The organism is Mycobacterium sp. NGS66 (genome assembly GCF_059812225.1).
In genome coordinates, this window is sequence record NZ_JCALCG010000004.1 from 85,109 (window position 1) to 111,463 (window position 26,355).

General features: G+C 65.0%; 27 protein-coding genes. 19 read left to right on the top strand and 8 right to left on the bottom strand.

Annotation, left to right across the window (positions count from 1 at the left end):
• The first annotated feature begins 67 nt into the window (after positions 1–67).
• From AC5Y2L_RS10360 to AC5Y2L_RS10385, 6 genes are all read left to right on the top strand, one after another.
• Positions 68–943: a M48 family metallopeptidase gene (locus AC5Y2L_RS10360; protein ID WP_499935573.1), complete on the top strand. Its 876-nt coding sequence runs from the start codon at positions 68–70 to the stop codon at positions 941–943.
• 51 nt (positions 944–994) lie between these two features.
• Complete coding sequence (locus tag AC5Y2L_RS10365; protein WP_499935575.1) at positions 995–1,870, top strand: alpha/beta fold hydrolase; 876 nt, start codon at positions 995–997, stop codon at positions 1,868–1,870.
• Between the two features lie 36 nt (positions 1,871–1,906).
• The gene (locus tag AC5Y2L_RS10370; protein WP_499935787.1) at positions 1,907–2,794 is read left to right on the top strand and encodes an alpha/beta fold hydrolase; all 888 of its coding nucleotides are present in this window, start codon (positions 1,907–1,909) and stop codon (positions 2,792–2,794) included.
• A 59-nt stretch (positions 2,795–2,853) separates the two neighbouring features.
• Positions 2,854–3,462 carry a TetR family transcriptional regulator gene (locus AC5Y2L_RS10375; RefSeq protein ID WP_499935577.1) on the top strand — a complete coding sequence of 203 codons (609 nt, stop codon included), beginning with the start codon at positions 2,854–2,856 and terminating at the stop codon, positions 3,460–3,462.
• A gap of 230 nt (positions 3,463–3,692) precedes the next feature.
• Positions 3,693–4,121, top strand: coding sequence for an MmpS family transport accessory protein (locus tag AC5Y2L_RS10380; RefSeq protein WP_499935578.1), 429 nt, complete (start codon positions 3,693–3,695; stop codon positions 4,119–4,121).
• Positions 4,118–7,030 carry an MMPL/RND family transporter gene (locus tag AC5Y2L_RS10385; protein ID WP_499935580.1) on the top strand — a complete coding sequence of 971 codons (2,913 nt, stop codon included), beginning with the start codon at positions 4,118–4,120 and terminating at the stop codon, positions 7,028–7,030. Before AC5Y2L_RS10380 ends, AC5Y2L_RS10385 begins: the two co-directional genes overlap by 4 nt.
• On the opposite strand, the gene AC5Y2L_RS10390 is transcribed toward AC5Y2L_RS10385, so the two are convergent.
• On the bottom strand, positions 7,017–8,627 hold the full coding sequence (locus AC5Y2L_RS10390; RefSeq protein WP_499935581.1) for a flavin-containing monooxygenase: 1,611 nt from the start codon (positions 8,625–8,627) through the stop codon (positions 7,017–7,019). The two genes, AC5Y2L_RS10385 and AC5Y2L_RS10390, sit on opposite strands and share 14 nt — an antisense overlap.
• Positions 8,628–8,855: 228 nt before the next feature.
• Between AC5Y2L_RS10390 and AC5Y2L_RS10395 the strand changes: the two genes are divergently transcribed.
• Positions 8,856–10,040 carry an acyl-CoA dehydrogenase family protein gene (locus AC5Y2L_RS10395; protein ID WP_499935582.1) on the top strand — a complete coding sequence of 395 codons (1,185 nt, stop codon included), beginning with the start codon at positions 8,856–8,858 and terminating at the stop codon, positions 10,038–10,040.
• 9 nt (positions 10,041–10,049) lie between these two features.
• Entirely contained in the window at positions 10,050–10,958 is a 909-nt protein-coding gene (bphC, locus tag AC5Y2L_RS10400; RefSeq protein ID WP_499935584.1) for a biphenyl-2,3-diol 1,2-dioxygenase, read from the top strand.
• Between the two features lie 46 nt (positions 10,959–11,004).
• Here the strand turns inward: bphC and AC5Y2L_RS10405 are convergent, their stop codons facing one another.
• Positions 11,005–11,667, bottom strand: a complete 663-nt coding sequence (locus tag AC5Y2L_RS10405; protein WP_499935789.1) for a TetR/AcrR family transcriptional regulator — start codon at positions 11,665–11,667, stop codon at positions 11,005–11,007.
• 39 nt (positions 11,668–11,706) lie between these two features.
• Between AC5Y2L_RS10405 and AC5Y2L_RS10410 the strand changes: the two genes are divergently transcribed.
• From AC5Y2L_RS10410 to AC5Y2L_RS10425, 4 genes are all read left to right on the top strand, one after another.
• On the top strand, positions 11,707–12,180 hold the full coding sequence (locus AC5Y2L_RS10410) for an Rv1443c family protein (RefSeq protein ID WP_499935585.1): 474 nt from the start codon (positions 11,707–11,709) through the stop codon (positions 12,178–12,180).
• Between the two features lie 116 nt (positions 12,181–12,296).
• On the top strand, positions 12,297–13,127 hold the full coding sequence (locus AC5Y2L_RS10415; RefSeq protein WP_499935587.1) for an IclR family transcriptional regulator: 831 nt from the start codon (positions 12,297–12,299) through the stop codon (positions 13,125–13,127).
• Positions 13,124–13,486: a hypothetical protein gene (locus AC5Y2L_RS10420; protein ID WP_499935588.1), complete on the top strand. Its 363-nt coding sequence runs from the start codon at positions 13,124–13,126 to the stop codon at positions 13,484–13,486. Before AC5Y2L_RS10415 ends, AC5Y2L_RS10420 begins: the two co-directional genes overlap by 4 nt.
• Positions 13,479–14,105 (top strand): Dabb family protein, encoded by a 627-nt coding sequence (locus tag AC5Y2L_RS10425; RefSeq protein ID WP_499935590.1) that lies wholly within the window; start codon positions 13,479–13,481, stop codon positions 14,103–14,105. Before AC5Y2L_RS10420 ends, AC5Y2L_RS10425 begins: the two co-directional genes overlap by 8 nt.
• Positions 14,106–14,167: 62 nt before the next feature.
• On the opposite strand, the gene AC5Y2L_RS10430 is transcribed toward AC5Y2L_RS10425, so the two are convergent.
• Together AC5Y2L_RS10430 and AC5Y2L_RS10435 are read right to left on the bottom strand one after the other, a co-directional pair.
• Positions 14,168–15,043: an SDR family NAD(P)-dependent oxidoreductase gene (locus tag AC5Y2L_RS10430; RefSeq protein WP_499935591.1), complete on the bottom strand. Its 876-nt coding sequence runs from the start codon at positions 15,041–15,043 to the stop codon at positions 14,168–14,170.
• Positions 15,040–16,935: a flavin-containing monooxygenase gene (locus AC5Y2L_RS10435; protein ID WP_499935592.1), complete on the bottom strand. Its 1,896-nt coding sequence runs from the start codon at positions 16,933–16,935 to the stop codon at positions 15,040–15,042. The genes AC5Y2L_RS10430 and AC5Y2L_RS10435 overlap by 4 nt, the downstream gene beginning before the upstream one ends.
• A 116-nt stretch (positions 16,936–17,051) precedes the next feature.
• On the opposite strand from AC5Y2L_RS10435, the gene AC5Y2L_RS10440 reads away from it, so the two are divergent.
• From AC5Y2L_RS10440 to AC5Y2L_RS10465, 6 genes are all read left to right on the top strand, one after another.
• Positions 17,052–17,828 carry a crotonase/enoyl-CoA hydratase family protein gene (locus AC5Y2L_RS10440; protein WP_499935594.1) on the top strand — a complete coding sequence of 259 codons (777 nt, stop codon included), beginning with the start codon at positions 17,052–17,054 and terminating at the stop codon, positions 17,826–17,828.
• Positions 17,825–18,967 carry an acyl-CoA dehydrogenase family protein gene (locus tag AC5Y2L_RS10445; protein ID WP_499935791.1) on the top strand — a complete coding sequence of 381 codons (1,143 nt, stop codon included), beginning with the start codon at positions 17,825–17,827 and terminating at the stop codon, positions 18,965–18,967. The genes AC5Y2L_RS10440 and AC5Y2L_RS10445 overlap by 4 nt, the downstream gene beginning before the upstream one ends.
• Entirely contained in the window at positions 18,964–19,992 is a 1,029-nt protein-coding gene (locus AC5Y2L_RS10450; RefSeq protein WP_499935595.1) for an acyl-CoA dehydrogenase family protein, read from the top strand. Before AC5Y2L_RS10445 ends, AC5Y2L_RS10450 begins: the two co-directional genes overlap by 4 nt.
• A 70-nt stretch (positions 19,993–20,062) precedes the next feature.
• A complete protein-coding gene (locus AC5Y2L_RS10455) occupies positions 20,063–20,539 on the top strand; it encodes a nuclear transport factor 2 family protein (protein WP_499935596.1) in 477 nt (158 codons plus the stop codon).
• Positions 20,536–21,504, top strand: coding sequence for an alpha/beta hydrolase (locus tag AC5Y2L_RS10460; RefSeq protein WP_499935598.1), 969 nt, complete (start codon positions 20,536–20,538; stop codon positions 21,502–21,504). Before AC5Y2L_RS10455 ends, AC5Y2L_RS10460 begins: the two co-directional genes overlap by 4 nt.
• Positions 21,504–22,583 carry a hypothetical protein gene (locus tag AC5Y2L_RS10465; protein WP_499935599.1) on the top strand — a complete coding sequence of 360 codons (1,080 nt, stop codon included), beginning with the start codon at positions 21,504–21,506 and terminating at the stop codon, positions 22,581–22,583. The genes AC5Y2L_RS10460 and AC5Y2L_RS10465 overlap by 1 nt, the downstream gene beginning before the upstream one ends.
• Before the next feature lie 29 nt (positions 22,584–22,612).
• Here the strand turns inward: AC5Y2L_RS10465 and AC5Y2L_RS10470 are convergent, their stop codons facing one another.
• The 3 genes from AC5Y2L_RS10470 to AC5Y2L_RS10480 all read right to left on the bottom strand — a co-directional run bounded on the left by AC5Y2L_RS10470 (position 22,613) and on the right by AC5Y2L_RS10480 (position 24,940).
• Positions 22,613–22,882, bottom strand: coding sequence for a ferredoxin (locus AC5Y2L_RS10470; protein ID WP_499935793.1), 270 nt, complete (start codon positions 22,880–22,882; stop codon positions 22,613–22,615).
• Positions 22,883–22,920: 38 nt separating this feature from the next.
• On the bottom strand, positions 22,921–24,069 hold the full coding sequence (locus tag AC5Y2L_RS10475; protein WP_499935601.1) for a 3-ketosteroid-9-alpha-monooxygenase, oxygenase component: 1,149 nt from the start codon (positions 24,067–24,069) through the stop codon (positions 22,921–22,923).
• Positions 24,070–24,259: 190 nt separating this feature from the next.
• Positions 24,260–24,940 carry a PadR family transcriptional regulator gene (locus AC5Y2L_RS10480; protein ID WP_499935602.1) on the bottom strand — a complete coding sequence of 227 codons (681 nt, stop codon included), beginning with the start codon at positions 24,938–24,940 and terminating at the stop codon, positions 24,260–24,262.
• 150 nt (positions 24,941–25,090) lie between these two features.
• Here AC5Y2L_RS10480 and AC5Y2L_RS10485 point away from each other — a divergent pair, with 150 nt between their 5' ends.
• Positions 25,091–25,690, top strand: coding sequence for a PaaI family thioesterase (locus AC5Y2L_RS10485; RefSeq protein WP_499935604.1), 600 nt, complete (start codon positions 25,091–25,093; stop codon positions 25,688–25,690).
• On the opposite strand, the gene AC5Y2L_RS10490 is transcribed toward AC5Y2L_RS10485, so the two are convergent.
• The gene (locus AC5Y2L_RS10490) at positions 25,675–26,154 is read right to left on the bottom strand and encodes a cupin domain-containing protein (RefSeq protein WP_499935605.1); all 480 of its coding nucleotides are present in this window, start codon (positions 26,152–26,154) and stop codon (positions 25,675–25,677) included. The genes AC5Y2L_RS10485 and AC5Y2L_RS10490 overlap by 16 nt on opposite strands.
• Between the last annotated feature and the right edge of the window lie 201 nt (positions 26,155–26,355).

Consider the following 26,355-nt stretch of genomic DNA (forward strand, 5'->3'; position numbering starts at 1 on the left):
CCGGACTGTGAAGTCGCCCGGCCAGAACCGGGAGAAACGACATTCACAGAGGGAGTCCAGCGCAGCCATGACTACCGTGCAATTGCCGGGACACGAGTACCCGCACGTGCCCTACCAGGAGCAACCCCACCGCCACCCCTGGGAGATCGGACTTCTCGTCCTGTTGATCGCGTCCAACGTCGTGCTCTATCTCCTCGCGATCGCCGTAGTGCTCTCGGGCCACGTCAGCGCGGTATGGCTTTCGCTTCTGTTCTTTCCGGTGTTGCTGTACCTTGGCCGCGGCCTGACCTTCGGCATGCAGCGGGTGAACGGCGTCAAGATGTCGCCCACCCAGTTCCCCGAGGGCTACTGGCTGGTGGTCGAGGCCGCCCAACGATTTGGGCTCGCCGAGGTGCCAGACGCCTACGTCGTGCTGGGCAACGGCAAAATCAATGCCTTCGCGAGCGGACATGGATTCCGCCGGTACGTGGTGGTCTACAGCGACCTGTTCGAGATCGGCGGCCAGGCCCGCGATCCCGAAGCGCTGGCATTCGTCATCGGCCACGAGGTCGGCCACATCGCTGCCGGCCACGCGTCCTACTGGCGCCAGCTGAGTCAGCTGGCGATGAAGATCCCATTCCTCGGCCATTCGTTGTCACGATCGATGGAATACACCGCCGACAATCACGGGTATGCGCTTCGGCCCACCGGAGCCGCCCGGGCCATCGGCGTAATGAGCGCCGGGAAATACCTGCTCAGGGCGGTTGATTTCGACGCGATGGCCGACCGGGCAAGCACCGAGACCGGATTCTTCGTCTGGCTGGCCAACATGTTGAACTCGCACCCGGTGCACACCTGGCGCGCGGCAGCGCTGCGCAACCGGGCGGTCGCGGGTTCGCTGTTCTTCCGGCCCAAGTTGCTGGCGTCGGCGCCGCCGGTTGATCACGGCACCTGGATGCGCTGACGACGCCGGGGGCGGGTCCGACGGGCAAGGCCAGCGCCTACCATCCCATGAGTGACGACCACACCGGAACTGTTCTCCACCTACGGCCCCGGCGGCGTCCGCATTGTCTGCGATCGCCTGGGTGATGCCGGCGCGCGCCCGGTGGTGTTCCTGCACGGTGGCGGTCAGACCCGTCGCTCGTGGGGCCGGGCGGCGACCGCGGTGGCCGAGCGCGGCTGGCAGGCGGTCACCGTCGACCTGCGGGGTCACGGCGAATCGGACTGGTCCACCGACGGGGACTACCGGGTGGTGAGTTTCGCCAACGACGTCCGCGAGGTGCTGCGCCGATTGCCGGCCAGACCGGTGCTGGTCGGTGCGTCCCTGGGCGGATTCACCTCGATGCTGCTCGCGGGCGAGCTGTCGCCCGGTATCGCCAGCGCGGTCGTCCTGGTCGACATCGTGCCCAACATGGACCCGTCCGGCGCGAACCGGATTCACGCGTTCATGGCCGACCGGGTGGCGTCGGGATTCGACTCGCTGGACGAAGTCGCCGACATGATCGCCGAATACAACCCGCATCGGCCCCGCCCCACCGATCTCGATGGTCTGCGCACCAACCTGCGCCGCCGCGGCGATCGCTGGTACTGGCACTGGGATCCCCAATTCATTAGCGGCAGTTCACCTTTCCCGCCGATCGAGGTGACCGACGCCGACCGCATGCACGCCGCCGTCGAAGCCATCCTGCGCGACGGTGTGCCGATGCTGCTGGTGCGCGGGCAGGTGAGTGACCTGGTCAGTCAAGAGCGGGCCGACGAATTCCTTTCGCGTTTCCCACAGGTCGAGTTCGTCGATGTCCGCGGCGCGGGCCATATGGTCGCCGGCGACCGCAACGACGTCTTCGCGCAGGCGGTTGTGGACTTCCTCTCCCGCCACGCGGACATCGGCTGACGGGCGCGGCATGGCAGGGTGGCATTCGTGACCAACATTCCTGAACGCGACGCCGTCGTCGCGCCGGACCCCGAGCGGGATCTTCGTGAAATCAGCACTCCGGCCGGCGTTTTGCGCTACTACGACTGCGGCCCCGACGCGGCAGAGCCTTCCGTACTGCTGTTCCTGCACGGCTCCGGCCCAGGTGTCACCGGCTGGCGCAACTTCCGCGGCATACTGCCGACATTCGCCGAGCATTTCCGGTGTTTGGTGTTGGAATTCCCCGGCTTTGGCGTCAGCGACGACTTCGGGGGGCATCCGATGGTCACCGCGCAACGCACGGTGGTTCCGTTTCTCGATGCACTCGGCGTGCAGCGGGTCAGCATCGTCGGCAACTCGATGGGCGGCGGCGTGGGAATCAACTTCGCGATCCGCAATCCCGATCGCATCGACCGATTGGTGACCATCGGCGGCGTCGGCACCAATATCTTCAGCCCCAGCCCCAGCGAGGGCATTCGGCTGCTACAGGAATTCACCGAGGATCCCACCCGGCAACGGCTCGTCGACTGGCTCAAATCGATGGTGTACGACCAGACGGTGATTACCGACGAATTGGTCGAGGAGCGTTGGCAATTGGCAACCGACCCGACGACGCTGGCCGCCGCGCGCCGCATGTACGGAAAGGCGGCGTTCGCGGCGATGACATCGGCGATGGAGGCCGCCGACACCCCGATGCCGTGGGCGGTGATGCACAAGGTGGCCGCTCCCACGTTGCTGACTTGGGGGCGCGACGACAGGGTGAGCCCGCCCGACATGGCGCTCATCCCGATGCGCACCATTCCCAACGCAGAACTCCACGTGTTCCCGAGGTGTGGGCACTGGGCGATGATCGAGGCCAGGGAGGCGTTCGAAAGCACGGTTTTGGGCTTCCTGTCACGCGGGTAGTGTGTCGACGCTCGCCATAGTGGGCCAGCGAAGTGTGCAGTTCGTGCAACTATGAAGGCATGGCGAATGAGATCGGCCTTCGCGAAAGGCGTCGCCGGCAGACCAGCGCCGACATCCGTGGGGCCGCGGTGCGGCTGGCGCAGGCGCGCGGCTGGGACAAGGTGACGATCGAGGAAATTTGCGGCCAGGCCGGCATCTCGACTCGGACGTTCTTCAATTACTTTCCCAACAAAGAGGCCGCCATCGCCTACGGCCCCTCCGACCTGCCGGCCGAGCTGGCTGACGAATTCGTGGCGGCTGGCCCCGCGCCCTATTCGGTTGTCTTGGCTGAACTGATCACCCTGGCCGCGCACCATCTCCGAGACATGCCCCCCGAACGCGAGCAGGCCGTATGCATGCTCGATCTGGCCAAAACCACGCCGGCGGTTTTGGCGGCATTTCTGGCCGAGCTGGAGCGCTTTCAGACGCAGCTGACCGATATCGTCGCCAAGCGCCAAGACATGCCGGCCGACAGCGAGATGCCCGCGCTGATCTCCGCGCTGGCGTTGACGGCGGTGCGTTCGGGCATCGAACGCTGGTCCAGCAGCGATCCGGGGGATGCCGACGACACGCCGATGCCCTACGTCGAGCACGCCGCCGCGCTGGTCAAGAGCATCTTCACGAAATGACGGCGTGACCGGAAACACATAAACTTGCATGGTCTGCAAAATATGCAGATCATGTATGCATGGTCCGGGCGGCGGTTTTCCACTGTGCCTCGGCGACGCGAAGCATGCTTGCCGCACCTACCGGGTCACCCGACGGCGCATTTGTTGTGCCCCAAAGCATCCCGAACCAGCAGTACATCACGACGACCGCGTGGGCAGTTCGTGGCCGGGAAAGGACCGCGTAGGTGGCGATGGCCAAAGTCTTGCGTAATGCCTGGCTGCCGCTGCTGATCGTGGCGGTGATGGTGATCGGCGGCTTCGCGGTGGTACGGGTCAAGTCCTTCTACGGCGCCGACAACGCCGACACCTTGACCAGCGCAAAGGTGGACGATTCCAAACCGTTCAAACCCAAGGTCGTCAAGTACGAGATCTTCGGTTCGGCGAGCCGCGCCAACGTCAACTACCTGGATCTCAGCGCCGAGCCGCGGCGGTTGGACGGCGCGCCGCTGCCCTGGACCTTGGTGCTGAGCACCACGGCCCCGTCGGTCTTCCCGAACATCTCGGCGCAAAGCGACGGTGACTACCTCGGCTGCCGCATCACCGTCGACGACGAAATCAAGGACGAGCAAACATCCACCGGCGTGCACGCCCTGACCTCCTGCTTGGTGAAATCCGCATGAGCGCTCCCACTCACGACGCGCCCACCGATCGCATCCCGGCCGCCAAGCACGCGGCGCGGCCGAAGATCGCACACTTCATCCGCACCTTCGCCGTGCCGATCATCCTGGGCTGGATCGCGCTCATCGCGGCGCTGAACGTCGTCGTCCCCCAGCTCGACGAGGTCGGGAAGCTGCGCTCGGTCTCGATGAGTCCCGACGACGCCCAGTCGGTGATCGCGACCAAGCGCGTCGGCGAGGTGTTCAACGAGTACAAGTCCAACAGCTCGGTGATGATCGTGCTCGAGGGCCAGAATGCCTTGGGTGCCGACGCACATGCCTTCTACGACCAGATGGTCAAGAAGCTCGAGGCAGACACCAAACACGTTGAGCACGTTCAAGACTTCTGGAGCGATCCGCTCACCGGGCCCGGCGCGCAGAGCAACGACGGCAAGGCCGCCTACGTCCAGGTCTATCTCGTCGGGAACATGGGCGAGACCAAGGCCAACGACTCGGTCGAGGCTGTCCAGAACATCGTGAAAGGCACCAAGGCCCCCAACGGTGTCAAGGCGTATGTCACCGGTCCGTCGGCGCTGGAAGCCGACCAGCATCTGGCCGGTGACCGCAGCCTACAGATGATCGAGGCCGTCACGTTCCTGGTGATCATCGCAATGCTGCTGATGGTCTACCGGTCCATCGTCACGGTGCTGCTCACGTTGGCGATGGTCGTATTTGAATTGGCCGCCGCCCGCGGTGCCGTCGCCTTCCTGGGCTTCTACAAGATCATCGGGCTCTCCACGTTCGCCTGCAACCTGTTGGTCACGTTGGCGATCGCGGCGGCCACGGACTATGCGATCTTCCTGATCGGGCGATATCAGGAAGCCAGGGCGGTCGGCGAATCGCGAGAAGACGCTTACTACACCATGTTTCACGGCACGGCGCATGTCGTGCTCGGGTCCGGTTTGACCATCGCCGGCGCGACGTTCTGCCTGCACTTCACCAACCTGCCGTATTTCCAGACGCTGGGCATCCCGCTTGCCATCGGCATGGTGGTGGTGGTGTTCGCGGCCTTGACCCTTGGCCCCGCGGTCATTTCGGTGGCATCGCGCTTCCGGCAGACCCTCGAACCCAAACGCGCCCAACGAATCCGGGGCTGGCGCAAGGTCGGCGCGCTCGTCGTCCGCTGGCCGGGCCCGGTTCTGGTGGTGACGATCGGAATCGCTCTGGTCGGCCTACTCACCCTGCCGGGCTACCGGACCAATTACAACGACCGCAATTACCTGCCCGCCGATCTGCCGGCGAACGCCGGCTACGCGGCCGCCGACCGGCACTTCTCCAAGGCCCGGATGAATCCCGAACTGCTGATGATCGAAAGCGACCACGATCTGCGCAATTCCGCGGATTTCCTGGTCATCGACAAGATCGCCAAGGCGATCTTCCGGGTTCCCGGGATCAGTCGCGTGCAGGCGATCACCCGGCCCCAGGGCACGCCGATCGAGCACACTTCGATCCCGTTCCAGATCAGCATGCAGGGCGTCAGCCAGCAGATGACGCAGAAGTACCAGGAAGATCAGATCGCCGACATGCAGCGTCAGGCCGACGAGATGCAGACGACCATCGACAGCATGCTGAAGATGCAGAGCATCACCAAGCAGATGGCCGACGACATGCACGTGATGGTCGGCAAGATGCACGCCATGACCCTCGACGTCGCCGAATTGCGGGACCACATGGCCGATTTCGAGGACTTCTTCCGGCCCATCCGGTCCTACTTCTACTGGGAGAAGCACTGCTTCGACATCCCGGTGTGCTGGTCACTGCGTTCGGTCTTCGATGCCCTCGACGGCGTCGACACCATGACCGACGACATCCAGAGCCTGATGCCGGTGATGGACCATCTCGACACGTTGATGCCCCAGATGGTGGCGCTGATGCCCGAGATGATCCAGAACATGCAGAACATGAAAACGATGATGCTGACCATGTATTCGACCCAGAAGGGTCTGCTGGAACAGCAACAGCGGGCACAGCGCGACTCCGCCGCCATGGGCAAGGCTTTCGACGCGTCCAAGAACGACGATTCGTTCTACCTGCCGCCGGAAACTTTTGACAATCCCGAATTCAAACGGGGCATGAAAAACTTCCTCTCCCCCGACGGGCACGCCGTGCGGATGATCATCAGCCACGATGGTGATCCGATGACGCCAGAAGGCATTTCGCACATCGATGCGATAAAGAAGGCCACCTACGAAGCCATGAAGGGCACCCCGTTGGAGGGCTCGAAGATCTACCTCGGCGGGACGGCGGCGACCTTCAAGGACATGCAGGACGGCAGCAACTACGACCTGCTGATCGCCGGAATCGCTTCGATGTGCTTGATTTTCATCATCATGCTGATCATCACACGAAGCGTGGTGGCGTCGGCGGTCATCGTCGGCACCGTATTGCTCTCGCTGGGTGCGTCTTTCGGGCTTTCCGTGCTGATCTGGCAACACCTCATCGGCATCGAACTGCACTGGATGGTCCTGGCGATGTCGGTCATCATCCTGCTGGCCGTCGGCGCTGACTACAACCTGCTGCTGGTGTCCAGGTTCAAGGAGGAGATCCACGCCGGCCTGAACACCGGGATCATCCGCTCGATGGGCGGCACGGGTTCGGTCGTCACTTCCGCGGGCCTGGTGTTCGCCTTCACGATGATGACGATGGCCGTGAGCGAGCTGACGGTCATCGGGCAGGTCGGCACCACCATCGGGCTGGGTCTGTTGTTCGACACCCTCATCGTGCGGTCACTGATGACACCGTCCATCGCCGCGTTGCTGGGCAAGTGGTTCTGGTGGCCGCAGCGGGTCCGGCAGCGGCCGGTTCCTTCCCCGTGGCCCGATCCCATTGATAAGCCGGTCGAGCAGGCCGAAGCGGTGACTACGGTTTCTTGACCACGTCGAATCCCTTGTAGCCGGCGTCGGCGACCTCGGCGCAGATGTCGTTGTACGTCGCGAACCCCCCGACGAACAACATGAAGCCCCGCGGCTTGCCCGGCACGTTGGCGCCCATGTACCAGGAGTTCGCCTTGGTGAACAGCGTCGCCTCGGCCCGCCGGGCGCATTCCTCGCCCCATTGGTCGACGCTCTGCGTGGTGGCTTCGATTGCGGCGTAACCGTGCTCGTCCAAGTATCTGATGGCGTCCGCGATCCAGTGCACCTGCGCTTCGGCGTGCAGCACCATGTTCGCCAGCACCGCCGGAGCTCCCGGTCCCGAAATCATGAACATGTTGGGGAATCCGTCGACACCCAGTCCCAGATAGGTGCGCGGTCCGTGCTGCCAGTGGTCCCGCAGGCTGGCACCGGCCCGTCCGACGATGTCGATCTTCGCCAATGCGCCCGTCATCGCGTCGAAACCGGTTGCGAGCACGATGGCGTCGAGGTCATAGTGTCTGTCGGTGGTGTTGATGCCACTGGCGTCAACGGATTCGATCGGAGTTCTGCGCACGCTCACCAGCGACACGTTGGGCTTGTTGAAAGTTTGAAAGTAGTTGCTGTCGGTGCAGATTCGCTTGGTTCCGATCGGATGATCGTTGGGAATCAGCAATTCTGCTACCGCGGGGTCGTCGATGACGGCGCGCACCTTTTCTTCGTAGAACTTTCTTGCCTCTTCGTTGGCCGCCGGGTCGATCATCTGGTCCGGAAAGGTCTTGGAGAACAGCACTCCACCCAATTGCCAACGCTTTTCGAACGCCGCGCGGCGCTCCTCGGGCGTGTACTCCAGCGTCGGCTTGGCGGCGGTGATGTGGGGTGAACCGCCGCCGCTGCGCCACGACAGTTCCCGTCGCCGGGCGTAGTTGGCCTTGATGTCGTCGAGTTCGTTGGTGGACAAGGGTTTGTTGCCGGCAGGGACGCTGTAGTTGGGTGTGCGCTGGAAGACGTATAGGTGTGCGGCCTGCTCGGCGATGATCGGAATCGATTGGATGCCGGAGGATCCGGTGCCGATGACGGCTACCCGTTTACCGGTGAAGTCCACTGGCTCGTGCGGCCAGGCGGCCGTGTGGTAAATCTTGCCGGCGAAGGTGTCCAGCCCAGGGAAGTCGGGCGTCAGGGCGGCCGACAGCGGGCCCGTCGCCATCAGACAGAAGCGTGCCGCAACCGCTTTTCCGTCGTCGGTGGTCAGCGTCCAGCGCAGGGTGTTCTCGTCGAACACCGCCGAGACCACGCGGGTGTTGAACTCGATGTCGTGGCGCAGGTCGAGCTTGTCGGCGACCCAGTTCAGATAGCTGAGGATCTCGGCTTGGGTGGCGTACTTCTCGGTCCAGTTCCACTCCTGCTGCAGTTCGTCGGAGAACGAGTAGCAGTAGTCGACGCTCTCGACGTCACACCGCGCGCCGGGATAACGGTTGTAGTACCACGTGCCGCCCACCTCGGGCGCGGCCTCGAACACCCGCACCGTGAGCCCTTGACTGCGCAGTTTGTGCAGGGCGTACAGGCCGGCGAACCCGGCGCCCACCACGACCACGTCCAGAGAGGCGTTCTTCACAAGCACTCACGGTAGGGCCTTCTGTCAACGCCCACCCGGCCCCCTCCCGATGACCGGACAATCTGGCCGACAATTCCCTGCCGTCGGGCGAGCGGGGATGTGGGCCTACCCGCGAGACGGCTTGATCCTCAGGCACGTCCTAACTGGATTTCGTCCACTCACCGGGAGTGCCGGCCGGGCCGCAGGCGGGCTGCGGTACACCATTAACAAGCCCACACACGTAAGGACGACACCATGACCGAGCGGGTACTTGACCAGGTTGCAGCGATGGCCGACCAGCTTCGCGAGCAAGCCGCGGAAGCTGAGCGGATCGGCCGGCTCACCGACGAGTCCGTGAAGATGATGAAAGGGGCCGGGCTGATCCGGCTGCTGCAGACCAAGCAGTACGGCGGCTTCGAGGCCCACCCCCGCGAGTGGGCCGAGACGGTGATGGCCACTGCGGCGCTGGACCCAGCCGCCGGCTGGATTGGCGGCGTGGTGGGCGTGCATCCCTACCAGTTGGCCTACGCCGACCCCAAGGTGCCCGCCGAGGTCTGGGCCGACGACGTCGACACCTGGATGGCATCGCCGTATGCGCCGCAAGGCGTGGCCAAGCCGGTCGACGGGGGCTATATCTTCAACGGCCGTTGGCAGTTCAGCTCGGGCACCGACCATTGCGACTGGATCATCCTGGGCGCGATGCTCGGTGATGCGAATGGTGTTCCACTGATGCCGCCGCAGATGCTGCACATGATCCTGCCGCGCAAGGACTACGAAATCGTCGAGGACTCGTGGAATGTGGTGGGGCTTCGCGGAACCGGCTCCAAGGACGTCGTCGTCAAGGACGCGTTCGTCCCGGCCTATCGGACGATGGACGCGACGAAGGTGATGGACGGCACCGCCCAACGGGAGGCCGGCATGACTGAACCGCTGTATCTGATGCCCTGGTCGACGATGTTTCCATTGGGCATCTCGGCGGCCACCATCGGCATCGCCGAGGGCGCGCTGGCCGCACACCTGGACTACCAGCGGGAGCGGGTCGGGGCTACCGGAACAGCGATCAAGGACGACCCCTACGTCATGTATGCCATCGGCGAGGCCGCGGCCGACATCAACGCCGCCCGACAAGAGCTGTTGGCCAACGTCGACCGCATCTACGACATCGTCGCGGCCGGCAAGGAGGTGTCCTTCGCCGACCGCGCGGCCGGCCGTCGTACCCAGGTTCGTGCGGTGTGGCGGGCGGTGTCGGCCGTCGACGAAATCTTCGCCCGCTCCGGCGGCAACGCAGCACGCATGGACAAGCCGCTGCAACGGTATTGGCGGGACGTGCATGTGGGCCACCTACATGCGATCCACGTCCCGGGCACCGTCTACCACGCATCGGCCTTGAGCTCGCTGGACATCGATCCGCCGCAGGGTCCGCTTCGGGCCTTGATCTAGGGGGACCTGGTGACTGACCTGAAAAGCCTTGGCTACATTACCATTTCGACCAACGACATCGACCGCTGGCGGCAGTTCGCATTCAATGTGTTGGGTTTCGCGAAGGGTAAAGGCCCCGATCCGTCCGCTCTGTACCTGCGGATGGACGAGCGGGCGGCCCGGATCATCGTCGTCCCCGGCGAGACCGACCGGGTGCGCACAGTGGGCTGGGAGGTGCGCGATCACGCTGCCCTGCAACGCGTCAAGGCAACGCTTGACGGCGCCGGAGTGGCCTTCAAGCAACTGTCCGTCGATGAGGCCGAGGCTCGCCGCGTCGAAGAGGTGATCACCTTCGAGGATCCGGCCGGCACCACCCTCGAGGTGTTTCACGGTGCGGTGCTCGACCACAGCCCGGTGATCACGCCGTTCGGGGCGAAGTTCGTCACCGGCGATCAAGGTCTGGGCCATGTGGTGCTGCCCGCCACCGATCCGAACGGGCTGTTCGACTTCTACACCGACGTATTGGGTTTCCGTTCTCGCGGTGCCTTCCGGGTTCCGCTGCCGAAAGAGTTCGGCCCGGTGCGGGTGCGCTTCCTCGGCATCAACCAGCGACACCACAGTTTGGCGATTGTCCCGGCCGCACACCAGCGCGACCCGCGCCTCGTGCACATCATGGTCGAGGTCGACACCCTCGACGCGGTGGGTCAGGCGCTGGACCGCGTCAACGCCGAAGGCTTCCAACTGTCGTCGACCCTGGGGCGCCACACCAACGACAAGATGGTGTCGTTCTACGTCCGGGCACCCGGCGACTGGGACATCGAGTTCGGCACCGACGGTATGCGAGTCGACGAAACCTATTACACCGCAGAGGAAATCACGGCCGACAGCTACTGGGGTCACCAGTGGGTCGGCGAGATGCCCGCGGCGATGCGGCTGTGACGGGCAGCTTCTACGTTCGCCGCGCCGGCCGGTCGGCGGCGCGAAATCAGCCCGAGCGCAAATAGCCGGCGAGCAGGTAGACGATTTCGTCTTCGAGCTGTTGCGGGTCCACCGGCGTGTCCGACGTGACCAGTCGGTGGACCAGCGACTCGATGGTGGCCACCACGATGCGGGCACGGAGCCTGCCGCCGGTGTGCACATCGGGATGCTGCTCGAGCAACTGCACCGTCGCATCCACGGCCCGGTGTTCCATTTCGTGCAGTCGCGCGAGCAGCGCCGGTGCCCGTGGAGCCTCTTCGAACAGCACTCGGTGCAGCCGGGGGTCGTCTCGGTGGTTGTCGATGGTCGCGCGCACGAACACCCGCAAGGTGTCGTCGAGTCCCTGCGGCAGTCCCTCAGCCAGCCGCTCGCCGAGCAGTCGAGTTCCGGCGTCGAGGTGGGCGTCCATGAGCGCGCGCAGGATGGCGTCCTTGTTCGGGAAGTACTGATACAGCGACCCGATCGAAACCCCGGCCTGCTCGGCGATGCGGTTGGTGGTCCCGGCGGCGTAGCCGTGCTCGGCGAAAATGTGAGCCGCCGCATCCAGGATCCGTCGCCTGGTCTTCTCGGCACGTTCCTGTTTGGGCTGCTTGCGCTGCCGGAATCGATCCGTCGGGGCGATGGCAGATCCCCTTCCCGAAAGCGAGTAGTCAACCAACGCGGTGACCAGCAAAATTAGGGTAACCTAACCGATGCCCCAGGAGTCGCCGTGCGAACCGTTCACCTCGAAACAATTTTGCCCACCAGCGCCGACCGGGTTTGGACGGCGATGTTGTCACCGGCCACGTTTCTCTATGTGTGCAAGGGCCTGTTCGGCTTTCCCGCTCTGTCCGGACGTTCCGAGCCGCTACGCGTCGGCGAGCGCGGTACCGGATGGCTGGTCGCTTTCCATCTGGTACCTGCCTACCGGCACACGATCGAAATCGTCGAGGTCAACGAGGCCACCAAGACGGTGCGCACCCACGAGCACGGCGGCATGCTGAAAACCTGGAACCACACCCTGCACGTCGAATCGCTCGGCGATAACTCGTGCCGCTACAGCGACACCCTCGAGATCGACGCCGGCCGGGCCACCGCCGTGGTGGCCGCGGCGGCAGCCGGGATATTCCGCTACCGGCAACGACGCTGGCGCAAGCTGGTACGGCGGCACCTGCTCGCCGAAGGGCCGGCCTACTCGAGCTGACGACTCGGGCCGAGGACTTTCGGTGAGATGCGTGACATCACGAGCCTAATGTGATACAAACTGATATATTCCTATTAGGAATATACAAGTCAGATAGTCGATCCTTTGGAGTACCGATGTCAGGGACCACCGCCGCGGCAGTCGAATCAGCCACCCCCAGCGCCGTCATCGATCGCATCTCGCTGGTCCTCGACGCGTTCGAAGGCCCGGGCCGGCTGACGTTGGCTCAGATCGTCCGACGCACCGGGTTGCCGCGCTCGTCGGCGCATCGAATGCTCGAGCGTCTGGTGCAGCTGCGCTGGCTGCGCCGCAACGGCCGCAACTACGAGCTCGGCATGCGCCTGGTGGAGCTGGGTTCGCTTGCCGTGCACCAGGACCGCCTGGTGCGGGCCGCCCGGCCGCTGCTCGGCGAATTGCACCGTGCCACCGGACTTGTGGTACACCTCGCGGTCCTGGACGGATCCGACGTGGTGTACCTCGACAAGGTCGGCGACCGGGTGGTGGGAGCGCTTCCCAGCCGAGTGGGCGGTCGTCAGCCCGCGCACTGCAGCGCCCTCGGCAAGGCGATATTGGCGTACAACGACGACGCCGAAGTGGACCTGCGGGTGCGCAAGACCAAGTACTCCATCTCCACCAACTCCCAACTCGCGATCGAATTGGCGAAGGTACGGGCGCACGGAGTGGCGTTCGAACGCGAGGAGTCCCTCCTCGGATTCGGTTGCGTCGCAGCCCCGATCGGAAGTCCGGGCGAGGCCGTCGCGGCGGTGTCGGTGTGCGGCCCGGTGAATCGGATGAAGTTCGATCAGCGTCTGACCGCCCCGGTTCGCATGACCGCGATGGGAATCTGGCGCACCGTGGAAGACGGCCCCCAGCGGGTCGCGCCGACCCTGCAACCGTTGCGCCCGCTGCTGCCCCACCGTCCGCGTCCTGCCCTGCAATACGCGTGAATCTCGGTCGCGGGGCCGGCGGCGAGGTGTTCGTGATCGACCGAGTGGTGACCCGGCCCGGCTGCGCGCGACGGTTCGTCGACGCCTACCTCGCCGAGTACACGCCAGGCGCGCGCGACCGCGGTATGACCCTGCGCGACATACTGGTCAGCCCGCCGATCTGGTTCGAGGATCAGGTCAATACCGTCACCATCACCTGGACACTGCCCTCTCCACAGGCGTGGTGGGAGATGACACGGATGGGTCGGCTGGACCCGAGCCTGGGCCAATGGTGGTCGCAGATAAGCGAATTGGTACAGGAGCGCTCCCGCTCCTTCGCCGCGGCCGCTCAGGACGTGGACGTTCTGTGTGATGTATAGCGTCACGAGATTGATCGACGTGGTCGACGCTGATCGCCATCGGATGATCGATATGTTGCGTTCCGCCGCGGCCGAAACCGAGGCACTGCGCTGGGTCGTGCGGCAGACATTGCCGGGCTCCCGGAACGGCGGTGACATCCTGGTGCACCTGCGCTTCAGCGGCGAGGACGGCTGGCGTTGCGCAGCAGACAGATTCGATGCACTGCTTTCTGGCCCGACCGTGACCCGCATCAACGGCGCGAACTATCGGGGTGAGCCACGAGACTGCAGCGACACTGCGGGAACGGTCTACCGAACGTTGTTATTGCGTGTCCAGCCAGACGCCGACGACGAAACGGTTGCCCGCTTCGAACGTGAGCTGTCCTCAATGCCGCGCTATATTTCGACAATTCGTGCCTGGCAGCTAAGCCGGGTAGTGGAGCACGTCGGGGGCACGTGCTGGACACATGTGTTCGAGCAAGAGTTCTCCGACGTCAAAGCTGTGCTGGGGCCCTACCTGATGCACCCGATCCACTGGGCCGTGGTCGACCGCTGGTTCGACCCCGAGACCACCGATGTGATCGTCCGCGACCGCATCTGCCACAGCTTCTGCGCCATCGACCATCCGGTGTTGAGCTGACGAGCAGACGCAAAAGCACCCGAAATCACGGGTTTTGGGGAGCTTTTGCGTCTGCTCGCCCACTACGGGATGTTGGGATTGGCGGAGGCCGGTGGGGCCAGCGGCGGCAGCAAGGTTGTGCCGTCCAGGCTGTGCACCGGCAACTGCTGCGACCACGGATAGTGCAGGCTAAACGCGACCAGTCCGGTGCGCTCAGCGGCGGGCCGGTGACACATCGCCAGCACGGTCTCGGCCAGGTATTCCACCGGCTCGGTCGGAAAGCCCTCGGGAATCAGCTGCGCTGCCCCGGGGGTGTGGACGGCCGTCGAAGGACCGACGCAGTTGACGGCGATGTTGGCGTCGAGCAACTCAGCGGCCACACCCTGGGTGAATCGGTGCAGCGCGGCCTTGATCGACGCGTAGACCACGTCACCCGCGGTCTTGTTGTACTGCCGGTATGGCCGGGCCGGCGCGACGCCGGTGACGGAGCCGATGTTCACGATCCACCCCGCACCCTGCTTACGCATCTGCGGCACAACGGCTTTCGTCAACACAAAGGGAGTTCGCAAATAGTGCGACACGGTGCGGTCGAAAGTTGCAAGGCTCATTTCCTCGACCAACGCGTAGTCGGCGAAACCGGCGTTGTTGACCAGGATGTCGAGACGGCCAGTGCGGTCCAGCACCTCGGCAACCAGCCCGTCGCGCTGCTCCGGGTCCTCGAGGTCGGCCGCCACCCCGAAGGCTCGACCGCCGGCAGCCTCGATCAACTTGACCGTCTCGCCAATGGTCCCCGGCAGGATCGACGTCGCGCCGGCTCGCACTGACGACGACGGAACGTGCGACCGAGCGGTGATCGCCACCGTGGCTCCCTCGGCCGCCAACCGTCGTGCGATGGCCCGCCCGATGCCCCGACTGCTGCCGGTGACCAAAGCTGTTTTGCCGCTGAGCATTCCGGTCATCGCAACTCGAAATGCTCTTCGATCGGTGCCCGGTGGCTGTGCCACACATCGACCAGGCGATACGGGAACGCGGTCACGATCCGGCCCCCGCCCGAGCGGTAGTACGTATGCGCCGTCGGAGTATGGCACCAGACGGTTCCGGCCATCGTTGCGTCGATGTCGGCGACGTATTCGTCGTAGGCGCGTCGCGTCACCTCCATCACGGTGGCCTTCCGCAGCGCCATCAACTGCAGGCATTCCATGACGTAGTGCACCATCACCTCGACGCCGAAGTTGTGACCCGCCCCGTGTCCGGGGCTGTAATTGGGTGCCGACGAAATGAACAGGTTCGGGAAACCAGGCACGGTCCCGCCGCGGTAGGCACGCGGACTGTCGCCCCACTCATCGGCCAGCTTCCTACCGTCACGGCCCCGAATGTCAACGGTCGAAAGGAAATCGAGGTAGTAGCCGGTCGCGTAGACGATGACGTCGAGGTCGATTTGGCGGCCATCGCCGGTCACGATGCCCCTTCGGTTGACCCGGGCCGGCTCGCTGACCTCAACATCGACGTGATCGCGCGCCAGCGCCGCGTAATACCCGCCGGGATCGCGGATGATCCGCTTGCCGTAGGGCGCGAAGTCGGGCGTGACTTTGCGGGCAAGCTCGCTGCCGGCCCCGAAAGCCCGGTCGATGTAGTCCAGGCATATCTGCAGCAAGACGTCGTTGGCGGGCGAGATCGACAGATGCTCAGCCGCCCAGGCCGCATCGCGCAGGATCACCGGGTAATTGTTGTCCGCCGTCCCCCAAAACGACTTGAGGCGAATCCAATTGGCGTAGTACGGCAGCCGGGTGCCCAGCCAGCGCTGATAGTCGGGGACGTCGTCGGAGAGCCGCCGCCGCGGCGCCACCCAGTGCGGCTGACGTTGGAACACGGTCAGGTGCGCCACTTGGTCGACGCACGCATCGACGATCTGTACCGCGGTACAGCCCGCGCCGATGATGCCGACCCGCTTGCCGGTCAGGTCCAGCCCGGGATCCCATTGCGCCGAATGGATTTCCACTCCGGAAAACGTGCCGCGGCCGGGCAGATCCGGCCAGCGCGGCCGGTTCAGGTAACCCGCGGCGGGGATCACCGCGTTGGCGTAACTCACATCTCGGGTGCCGCCCGGGCCGACGGCATGGATCTGCCACTGCCGGCGCCGGTCGTCCCACCACAACGCTTCAACCTCGGTGCCGAACCGGGTGCGCTCACGCAGCCCGTTCTTGGTGGCCACCGACACCAGGTACGCCTGGTACTCCGCCCCCAGCGGGTAGTAACTCGACCAGTCGCCCTTGATATCGCGGGACAGCGAGTAGTAGGCCGACGGGGTGTCCACGCCGATGCCTGGGTAGGTGGTGGTGTACCAGGTGCCGCCCACCTCGTCGTTGCGGTCGAAGACCTGGCACTCGATGCCGGCGTCGACCAATTCCAGCGCGGCGGTCAGCCCGGAGATGCCCGCGCCGATGATCGCGACGCGGAAATCGTCGGGAAGCTTCGCGGTGCGCGGCAGTACCGGCTGTGCTGGCTGAAATCCCCCCTGCTCCATCAGCAGCGGGAGATATTCGGTGCCGACGGGCCCCCCGAGCGCCACCGGCGCGATCCGGGCGAACAGGTCGGGGTCATCGCCGAACAACCGCGGCCGATCCTGGTGCAGCGCGCCGACTACGCCGTCGACCAGTGCTTCCGTTGTCTCGGGATCGGTGACGCCGGCCTGCTCCGGCGGATTGGGCACATGAGTGATTTTTCCTGCGAACCGGTCGACCACGGCATGGTCGCCGGTGAGTTGCGCCAATACCGCAACCAGGACGCCCGGATCGGCCTGGCGCAGATTGGCCCGCAGTTGGTCAGGATCCAGAGCTGCGCGGCTGCCCATGTCAGCGAGTATCGACGCCATTCCGCCGCGGTCAGCGCGTCGTGTCTACTCAGCGGGACACTCTCGAGGAGACGGCGCGACTTAACCGCCCAGACGGAGTCCCTACAGTTACCGGCATGAGCTTGCCCCTCGACATCACAACCAGCGGACCGACTCAGGTCTGGACCATCAACTTGCCCGAAGTCGGCAACGCTATCACCGGCAAAGACTTCATCGCCGCGTTCGAAACCGCCGTCGACGACGCGAACGCCGACACCAGCGTCCGCGCGGTGATCCTGACCGGGAAAGGCAAGATCTTCTCCGCCGGCGGAAACGTCAAGGAGATGGCCCAGCAGGCCGGCATGTTCGGCCTGAGCCCGCTAGACCAGCGTCACGCATACGTCGACGGAATCCAGCGCATCCCAAGGGCATTGGGACTGCTCGAGGTCCCGTTGATCGCAGCCGTCAACGGCGCCGCGATCGGCGCGGGCTGCGACCTGGCGATGATGTGCGACATCCGGATCGCATCCGAGCGCGCCTCGTTCGCGGAAAGCTTTGTCCAACTCGGCCTCATTCCCGGCGACGGCGGCACCTGGTTTTTGCAACGGGCCATCGGCTATGAACGCGCCGCGGAGATGACGTTCACCGGCGACCGCATCGATGCGGCAACCGCACTGGACTGGGGTCTCGTCAGCCGCGTGGTGCCGCACGACGAGCTATTGCCCCGGGCGCACGAACTCGCCGAGCGCATCGCCAAGAACCCGTCGCACGCATTGCGGATGGCCAAACGACTGCTGCAAGAGTCACGGACCGGTTCGCTCGAGTCGACGCTGGGCATGGCCGCGTCCATGCAATCGCTGGCCCACCGCGATCCCGAACACCAGCAACGCATCGCGAAGTGGCGAACGCAGTGACGCTGCCCCGGTTGGTGCCGCCGGCCAGCGTCGACGCTGCGTCGACGGAAGCCCTGCGAGTCGAGGTCCGGCAATTCCTCGCCGAGCAACTCGCTGCCGGTGCGTTCACGCCGACGGTCGATGCCTGGCTGTCGGGCTGGGACGAGAACTTCAGTGCCGCGCTAGCCGCGCGGGGCTGGCTGGGCATGACGGTGCCCGTCGAATACGGCGGTCACGGACGCTCATTCCTGGACCGGTTCGTCGTGACCGAGGAACTCCTGGCGGCTGGAGCGCCCGTGTCGGCGCACTGGATCGCCGACCGCCAGATCGTGCCGTCGCTGCTCAAATACGGCACCGAGGCGCAGAAGTCGGAGTTCCTGCCACGCATTGTCGGCGGGGAATGCTTCTTCGCCATCGGCATGAGCGAGCCGGACTCCGGTTCGGACTTGGCCAGTGTGCGCACCCGGGCGACACGTGCCGACGGCGGCTGGTCGTTGTCGGGCACCAAGGTCTGGACGTCCGGCGCGCACCTCGCGCACGCGTTCATCGTGCTGGCCCGCACCGCACCGGTGGACCCCGAGGACCGGCACGCCGGGCTCAGCCAGTTCATCGTGAACCTGCGCGGCCCCGGGGTCGAGATCCGCCCGATCTTCTCGATGAACGGTGCCCACCACTTCAACGAAGTGATCCTCGACCAGGCGTTCGTGCCCGACAGCATGGTGTTCGGCGAGATCGGCGAAGGCTGGCGGCAGGTGACGTCGGAGCTCAGCTTTGAGCGCAGCGGACCCGAGCGATTCCTGTCCACCTTCATGCTGCTCGCGGCGGCCACTGAAAGCATGGCCGCGCAACGTATTTCGCACAATGCCGACCTGGGGCGCCTGGTGGCGCGCGTCGCCGGACTACATCGGATGTCGTCAGCGGTGGCCAGCGCGCTGGAGCGGCACGACCCAGAGGTCGGGGTGCCCGCGGCGGTGGTCAAGGTGCTCGGCACGACCACGGAAGGCGACATCGCCGACTTCGCCGACCTCTACGGCCCGGTGGATCCCCGGTTCGCGGAGCTGGTGACGGCAGCGGTAGACCAGCGCCCCGGCTTTTCGCTGCGCGGTGGAACCAACGAGATACTGCGCGGTGTCATCGCCCGAGGACTGGGGCTGCGATGACGCTCGCTGCGCCGGCGGTCGACCCGGCCCTGGCCGACATGATGGACGCCGTGTTCGCCGAGTATCGCCAAACCCATTCGCCCGCACCGCCCTGCGAACGCGACAGCGAGCTTTGGCGACGGCTCGACGAGCTTGGGCTGGTCCGCCTGACCGGTGACGAGCGGGTTGGCGGCAGTGGGGCCGGCTGGTATGAGGCGGCCGAGCTGCTTGCCGCCGCCGTGCGGCATGGCGTACGAATCCCGTTGGCGGAGCACGACTTACTGGCCTGCTGGTTGCTGGATGCCAACGGTATGGATTGTGACGGCGCAATCCGCACGGTGTGCCTGCTCGACGACCGTGGCGTGGCGAGCGCGGTGCCCTGGGCGAGCGAAGCAGACCGCATTGTGGTGGTCTGGCAACGGGATGACCAACATCGTGTCGCCGATGTCGAGGCTGCGGCTCTCGGAATTACCCGGGGAACCAACCTGATCGGCGAACCGCGTGACTCCGTTGCCGCCGAAATCGCCGCCCTGGACGGCGTACCCGTGGCGGCGCCCCTGGTCGCCCGGTTGCGCCTGAAGTCGGCGCTGGTGCGGTCGATTCAGGTCTGCGCCGCCCTCGACCGGATCCTGCAGCTTTCCATCGAGCATGCGGTGTCACGCAGTCAGTTTGGTCGTCCGCTCGCGAAGTTCCAGGCGATACAGCACCTGATCGCCGATATCGCCGCCGAAGCGGCGCTCGGGCGCGCAGCGACGGAGGCCGCGCTGACCGCGGCGGTCACCAGCGACTGGACGGCGTCGAACCTCGATTTCCTTGTGGCCGTTGCGCGTTCGTGCACGGGACACGCCGGCTCGGTCGTGGTGCGCAACGCCCATCAGGTGCACGGCGCGATGGGCACCACTCGGGAGCATCGGTTGCACGAGTTCACCCGTGCGGCACTCGCCTGGCGTTCGGAGTTCGGGACGGTCCGGTATTGGGACGATCGGGTCACCAGCGCCGCCGTGCACGCCGGGTCGGCTGGGCTGTGGAGCCTTATCACCGGCTGACCAAAGCGGATGTTCCACTGACCGGACAGTCCCGGTGTGCGACCGCCCGCAGCGGCGTTGACTCACGATCATGATCACGCTGCCGGATCTTCAGGAGTTCATCGCCGGCTTCTGGTACCACTACGACGAGGCACACTACGACGAGCTGGCGGCGCGATGTGCACCCGACGTGCGCTACGTCAGTCGCAGTGATTCCGGAGCGAGTCCGTTCGAGGAACTGATGTCGCCCGAACTGCATGGCCGCGCCGCCGTGCTGGAGTGGCTCGCCGAGCACCGCAGGCAGAGCCCGTATCCGTTGCGCCACCATGCCACCAACGTGCATCGCGCCGGGGCCGACGGTGACGTCACGCTTGTGCGCTTCTACCTCTTCGTCAACCAGATCGCCAATTTCGTGCCGTTCGCCGTGTCCAGCGGGGTGGCGAACGTCGCTGTCCGGCGCGGCGTCAACGGTCTGGAGTTCACCCGGATGGAAGTCGTCCTCGACACCACCAACTCCGTCTTGCTGTCCGAGCTCAGCGCCGACAGCGCTGCCGGTCCGTCCGCGTGACTCACACGTTAGATCCGGACGCCGCCGCGCGGATCGCGTCGTTCGGAGAAATTCCGCCGATGCGCCAGCGCGGCCTTGCCGCGGTGCGCGCGGGGATCGAATCCGCGCCCCTGCCCGAATCGATGCCGGCAATGGCGGAAGTCACCGAAGACGTCGTTCCGACGCCGGCTGGATCGCTGGCAATCCGGACATACCGCCCCACAACAGATTTCGCGGATTCCGGGACTCCGGCGCTGGTGTACTTCCACGGCGGCGGACTCGTCATGGGGTCCAACCGCTCGTTTGAACCGCTTGCCCGCGAGCTGGCAGCGGCTTCAGGGGCCACCGTCGTGGCGGTGGACTACCGGCTGGCACCGGAAGCTTCGCCGCCCGCACAGTTCGACGACTGCTACTGCGCGACCGAGTGGGTATCGCGAAACGCGCCGCGGCTGGGGATCGACTCCGGACGTATCGCGGTAATCGGCGACAGCGCGGGCGGCTCGCTGGCGGCGGCGGTGGCGTTGGCTGCGCGCGACCGAGGCGGACCGGCAATCTGCGCGCAGGTGCTGCTCTATCCCGGGCTGGATCGCGATATGACCGTTGCGTCCATCGCCGCACTGTCCGATGCACCGGTGCTCGGCCGGGACGACATCGACTACCTGCACGCCCTGGTCGACGGTGAGTCGGGCGGCCCGCGGCACCCCTACCTCGTTCCGGCCTACGCCGCCGACCTTTCCGGGCTGCCGCCGGCGATCGTGGTGACCGCTGGCTGCGACCCGATCCGCGACTGGGGCGAGAGGTACGCGGCCAGATTACGGGAAGCCGGCGTGCAGACCACCAGTACCCGCTACCCAGGCGTGTACCACGGCTTTCTGATGCGTGCCGACGCGACCGCTCGCGGTCGGTTGGCCATCGCCGAGACCGGGGCGCTACTGCGGGCGAAGTTCGCCCATCCCTTGCACTTTCAGAAAGAAGGAGAGAACTGATGCTCACCGATGAGCGGCGGATGGAGCTTTCCGACGTGTTGCGCCCAGCCGCACCTCCTCGCGAGATCGACAACGTCTACACCGACGACCAACGCGAGCGCCTGCTCGACGTGGTACGGACCGAGGGCCCATGGAAGCTGATCATCGCACAACATTTCGCGTCCGCCGACGAACTGATCGCCACCATGAGCGGGCTGTTTCCCGAGGGATTCACCCCGTCGCTGGACCTTTTTCTGACTCCGACCTTCCGCGGCTACCTGGCCAACTACGGCGCCGTGCTTTACCCCCAACTGCATGACTGCTTCTACAACGCGCGGTTTCTGAAGATGGCCAAGAACTACTGGAACGCCGAGTACGCCAAACCTCAGTTGATGCTGTTCAATATCAACGGTCCGTGCGCCAATCGCGATCCAGGGCATCTGGATTCGCCGAGCTTCCGCGGCGTGCGCCACGAGAATGCGCCGACATGGCTGACCAGTGTGATGGGCAAGTCGGGCTTGTTCAGCGACTACCTGATCAAGATGGCTCAGGTGATCACCTGGTTCTCGCTGGACACCGGCAGCGGGTTCACCTACTGGCCCGACGGGCCGCTCAAGGCACCGAAGCGTGTCCTGCCGCCGATCAACAACCGCGGCGTGGTCGTGCAGAACGAGATGATGATGCATCGTGGTGAAGCCAATGGCCCACTGGAACAACAGATTCCGGCCGGACTGACGTTCGACACCGTGTTCACCGGTGACCCCGGCGCCCACGACTATTGGCTGCTGAAGAACGGCGATGAGGTAATCGCGCGCCACCACACCGACGAGTTGCGTTTCCTCGTGCACTGGTCGGCCGAGGTGTTCTCCGACTTCGACGAACTGAAGAAGACCATGAACGGCTCCGCCGACTTGACCGTCGAGAAGGCCATCGACATCATGGTCGACGACGTGCACGCCAGAGGAATCAAGCTGGACATTCCCAGTGAACCGCTACATGATCCGGCATTCATCAGTGCGCTCAATGCCGCCTACGACATCGGCGGGCCATCCAGCTACCCAGCGGAGGCGCCGATCAGCGCATTCCAGCTTGCCGAGTGAAAAGTTCTGGTGCAGTGCACCGGCCGCTCCTACGAGCCACCCGCACCTGCGGCACTTGCCGTTTCGTCGACAATGCGCAACTCCCCGCGCCGCACCGCGGCGGATATCGACTCGCTTAGCGCCGTGCACATCAGGAACACACCTCGGCCGCCGGGCATCGGCAATTCCCGCGCTTCCCGGCGCTCGGCGCAACGGGCCGTCGCCTCGGCGTTCCACTGCACACTGGTCTGGTTCCAGCTGCTCTTGCGGGCCAGCACCTGAGCTCCGCAGTTGCGGCAGACCACCGGCGCCATAGGCATCTCGTCGAGTCGGTTGTCTGCCCGGAGCGACGAGTCGGTCACACGGACCCCGCCCGAGCCGCCATGTTCGCCTCCACCTCTTTCATCCATGCCTCGTAGGGGCGCGTGGTATCCAGCTCAAATTCGAAGCGATCCACCATGTCTGGTTCCACGTCGGCGGCGTCGACGTAGAACTGCTGGTACCAGCGGCGCAGCTGGTAAACCGGACCGTCTTCCTCCACCAGCAGTGGGTTGTCGATGCGCGCCTTGTGCCGCCAGATTTGCACATCTTGCTCGAAACCCAGCTTGACGAAGTCACCGAGGCTGATCGCCGTCTTCATCGCCTCGTCATCAGGCAGTGTTTCCGACTTCTTGACGATGATCCCGTATTGCAGCACAAAGGAATTCGAGTCTATCGGGTAATGGCAGTTGATCAGAATGGTTTTGGCGTCACCCTGCTCGTAGTGATAGGTCAGGTCGTCGATCATGAAGGACGGCCCGTAGTAGGACGCCACGGATGTGGTACCGAGCATCTGCGACCCTTTCGGGCTGGCCAGGTCAGGCCGATTGCCGCCGTTCATGTATTGCGTGGCCACGTGCCCTTCGAAGATGTTCTTGAAATACGTCGGCATCGAACCGTGGATGTAGAAGAAGTGCGCCATGTCGACCACGTTGTCGATGATCTCGCGGCAGTTGGCGTGAACGACGGTGGTGTACCAATGCCAGTCGGTCCACTCGTCGCTGGTGGCGCCTTCGATGCGCGGGATGGTCACCTCTGGTGGCGGCGGATTGCGCTCCGGGTCATTCCAGACGAACAACATGCCGTCCTGCTCAAGGGTGACCCAGGTAGCGGTGCGGGCCAGCCGAGGCGTGCGCCGCGCGTAGGGCACTTGTTTGCATCGCCCGTCACCGCCCCAGCGCCAGTCGTGAAACGGGCAGGCGATCTCGTTGCCCTTGACCTCGCCTCGCGACAGGTCCCCGCCCATGTGCCGGCAATAGCTGTCGAGCACGTTGATATTGCCGTCCCCGCTGCGGAATACGACCAGCTTCTGGCCGAACGCGTTGACCGCGTGCGGTTTGCCGTCGCCGAAGTCTCGCACCAGACCCAGGCAGTGCCAACCGCGGGCGAACCGCGTCGGTGCCGCCTGCGCTTCTATCTGTCGAATTTCCTCATGCCCAACTTCGTCGGCGTCGGATCGCGACCTCATAGCGATCATTCAACTCCCACGGCCATACCGGCGCAGCCGAAGTGTTCCGCTCATTAGGACAACTCTTCCTCCCGCACGCGATCGGCAATACCGCGGCCAACGCATTCGGCACGACGTACCCGGGAGCGGGAGCGACCATCGCCTAGGGCCTGGTGTACGGCTACATCGCCGCCATTGAGTCCGCGGCGGGCTAGTCGACGGCGCGCTTGGCCTCCACTTGCTTCTCGACCTCTCGCCAATAGCCCGGCGTGGGGCGCGGTTGCCCGTAACCCCCTTTGGCCGCCTTCTTCAAGACGGCGTCGGCCTCGTCGATGTCCTTCATCAGCTCCAGCGCGAACTCACGCTCGGCGGCGTAATACTTGGCCGCCCAGCGCAGCGCGATCACCGAGTAGGCCCAAGCGGGTTCGGCCTCGGCGCCGTCGGCGTCCTCGACTGCTTTCCGGTGCCGCTCTTCGGCGTAAGCCACGTGCTCCTGCAGCAGTTCCTTGAGCCGGGTCGGATTACTCAGATGACCGAATGTCACCCGCAGCAACATGCTGTGCTTGAGCACCGGCGGATCCACGGGCGCTTCGTTGGTCCATTTGGTGACGGCGTCCATCCCGGCCGGGGTGATCTTGTAGAGCCGTCGGCTCCGGGTTCCCTCGTCGCGCTCGACCCGAGACGTGACCAGGCCCAGGCTCTCCAGTTTTTTCAGCTCGGTGTAGATCTGGCTGTACGACGGACTCCAGTAGTAGAGGTCGACGCTCCAGTCGATCCACTTCTTCAAGTCGTAGCCGGAGACTTCCTCTTCATAGGACATCATGCCCAGCAACGCCCAACTGGTGGCGGCAAGCGCCGACTTCGGTTTGGCTGGTACCGCTCTGGGGGCCATTTCGCCAGATTAACAACACCGCAGGCAAGTTGCGCATTTTCGACCGCTGGTCGGGACACCAGATTGCGGACAGCTTCGGTTCGCTGCACGCTGTTCCCAATGACCGCCGCGCCACCGACCCAACGCCGTCACTGATCTATGGTGGCGGACATGGTGGATCCGATTGCCGCAATGGCCGATTCGTCGCCGGAGTACGAGGCGTTGGCGATCTCGGTGCGGCGTTTGATCGACGCGACGATCCGCACGGAGGTCGGGCCGGAAACGGTCGCCTCGGCCGCCGCCACGATCGACAGCGTCACGAGCCAGCTCAGCGCGACGCTGATGCCCGGCTCGTTCGGCCAGCGTGTGGTCGACGACGGGCAGGGCCCGGCTGCGGGCAATGTCGTCATCGGCGTACGCAACCCGTCGGCTCCCCCGCTTGTCATCCACCATGAAAGCGACGGATTCGTGTGGACGGAGTTCATCCTCGGTGCCGCCTACGAAGGTCCGCCCGGTCATGTTCACGGCGGTGTCTCCGCCATGATCCTCGATCACGTCCTCGGGGCGACAGCTCACAAACCGGGACGGCCGGCCTACACCGGGACCCTGACGCTGCGTTATCACCGCCCCACACCCCTGCAGCGGCCGCTGCGCGCCGAAGCCTGGATCGAAAGTGTGGATGGGGTAAAGACTTTCGCGGCGGGAAAGGTAACCGACATCGGCGGCACGACGGTCTCGGCGGAAGGTGTGTTCATTCACTCGCGGGTTTGACCCCGCGCCGCCGGCGGTGTGGCACCAATCGCCACAACGCTGAGCCGGCACCCGTCCGGGCCAGCCCGCCAGCCGTGATCGATACCCGTGACTACAACGCTGTCACCGGGTGCGAGTAGGTGCACACCGTCGTCAAGGACGAGTTCAACCGAGCCTGAAAGCACTGTGTCGAAATCAAGGGTGTCCGTGTGGTGCATGGTGAGCGTGGTCCCCGGCGCGTACTCGATCGTCATCCAATTGATCGCACCAGGTGTGACACCGAGGTCGAGGAGGTCGGCCACTCGCCCGCCGTCGGCTATCGACGGGATGGATGGCGTCCCGTAGAGGACCGAATAGAGAACACCCGGCAGGCTGACATGGCCCTGCATGTCGACCGGGTCATCCTGCAGCACGCAGGACCGCCCGGATGAATCGACACCCGTGATCAACAACCGCCCACTCGTGCTGCCTGCCGCTTTTGTCACCCACACAATGTATTGCGCTGCACGACGCGGCGGAAGTCGCGATCCGGCCACGGTGCCACAAGCCGGCCTGCGGCATCTGGGAAACGTTGTGCCACACGGCTTTTGACGCCGGACGGCGACACCAAGACGGCCGAGCCCAGCTGGTGCCACAAAATTTGAATTTGATTAGTTGGCTGTACAAGTGCGCTGCGCCTGCCCTAG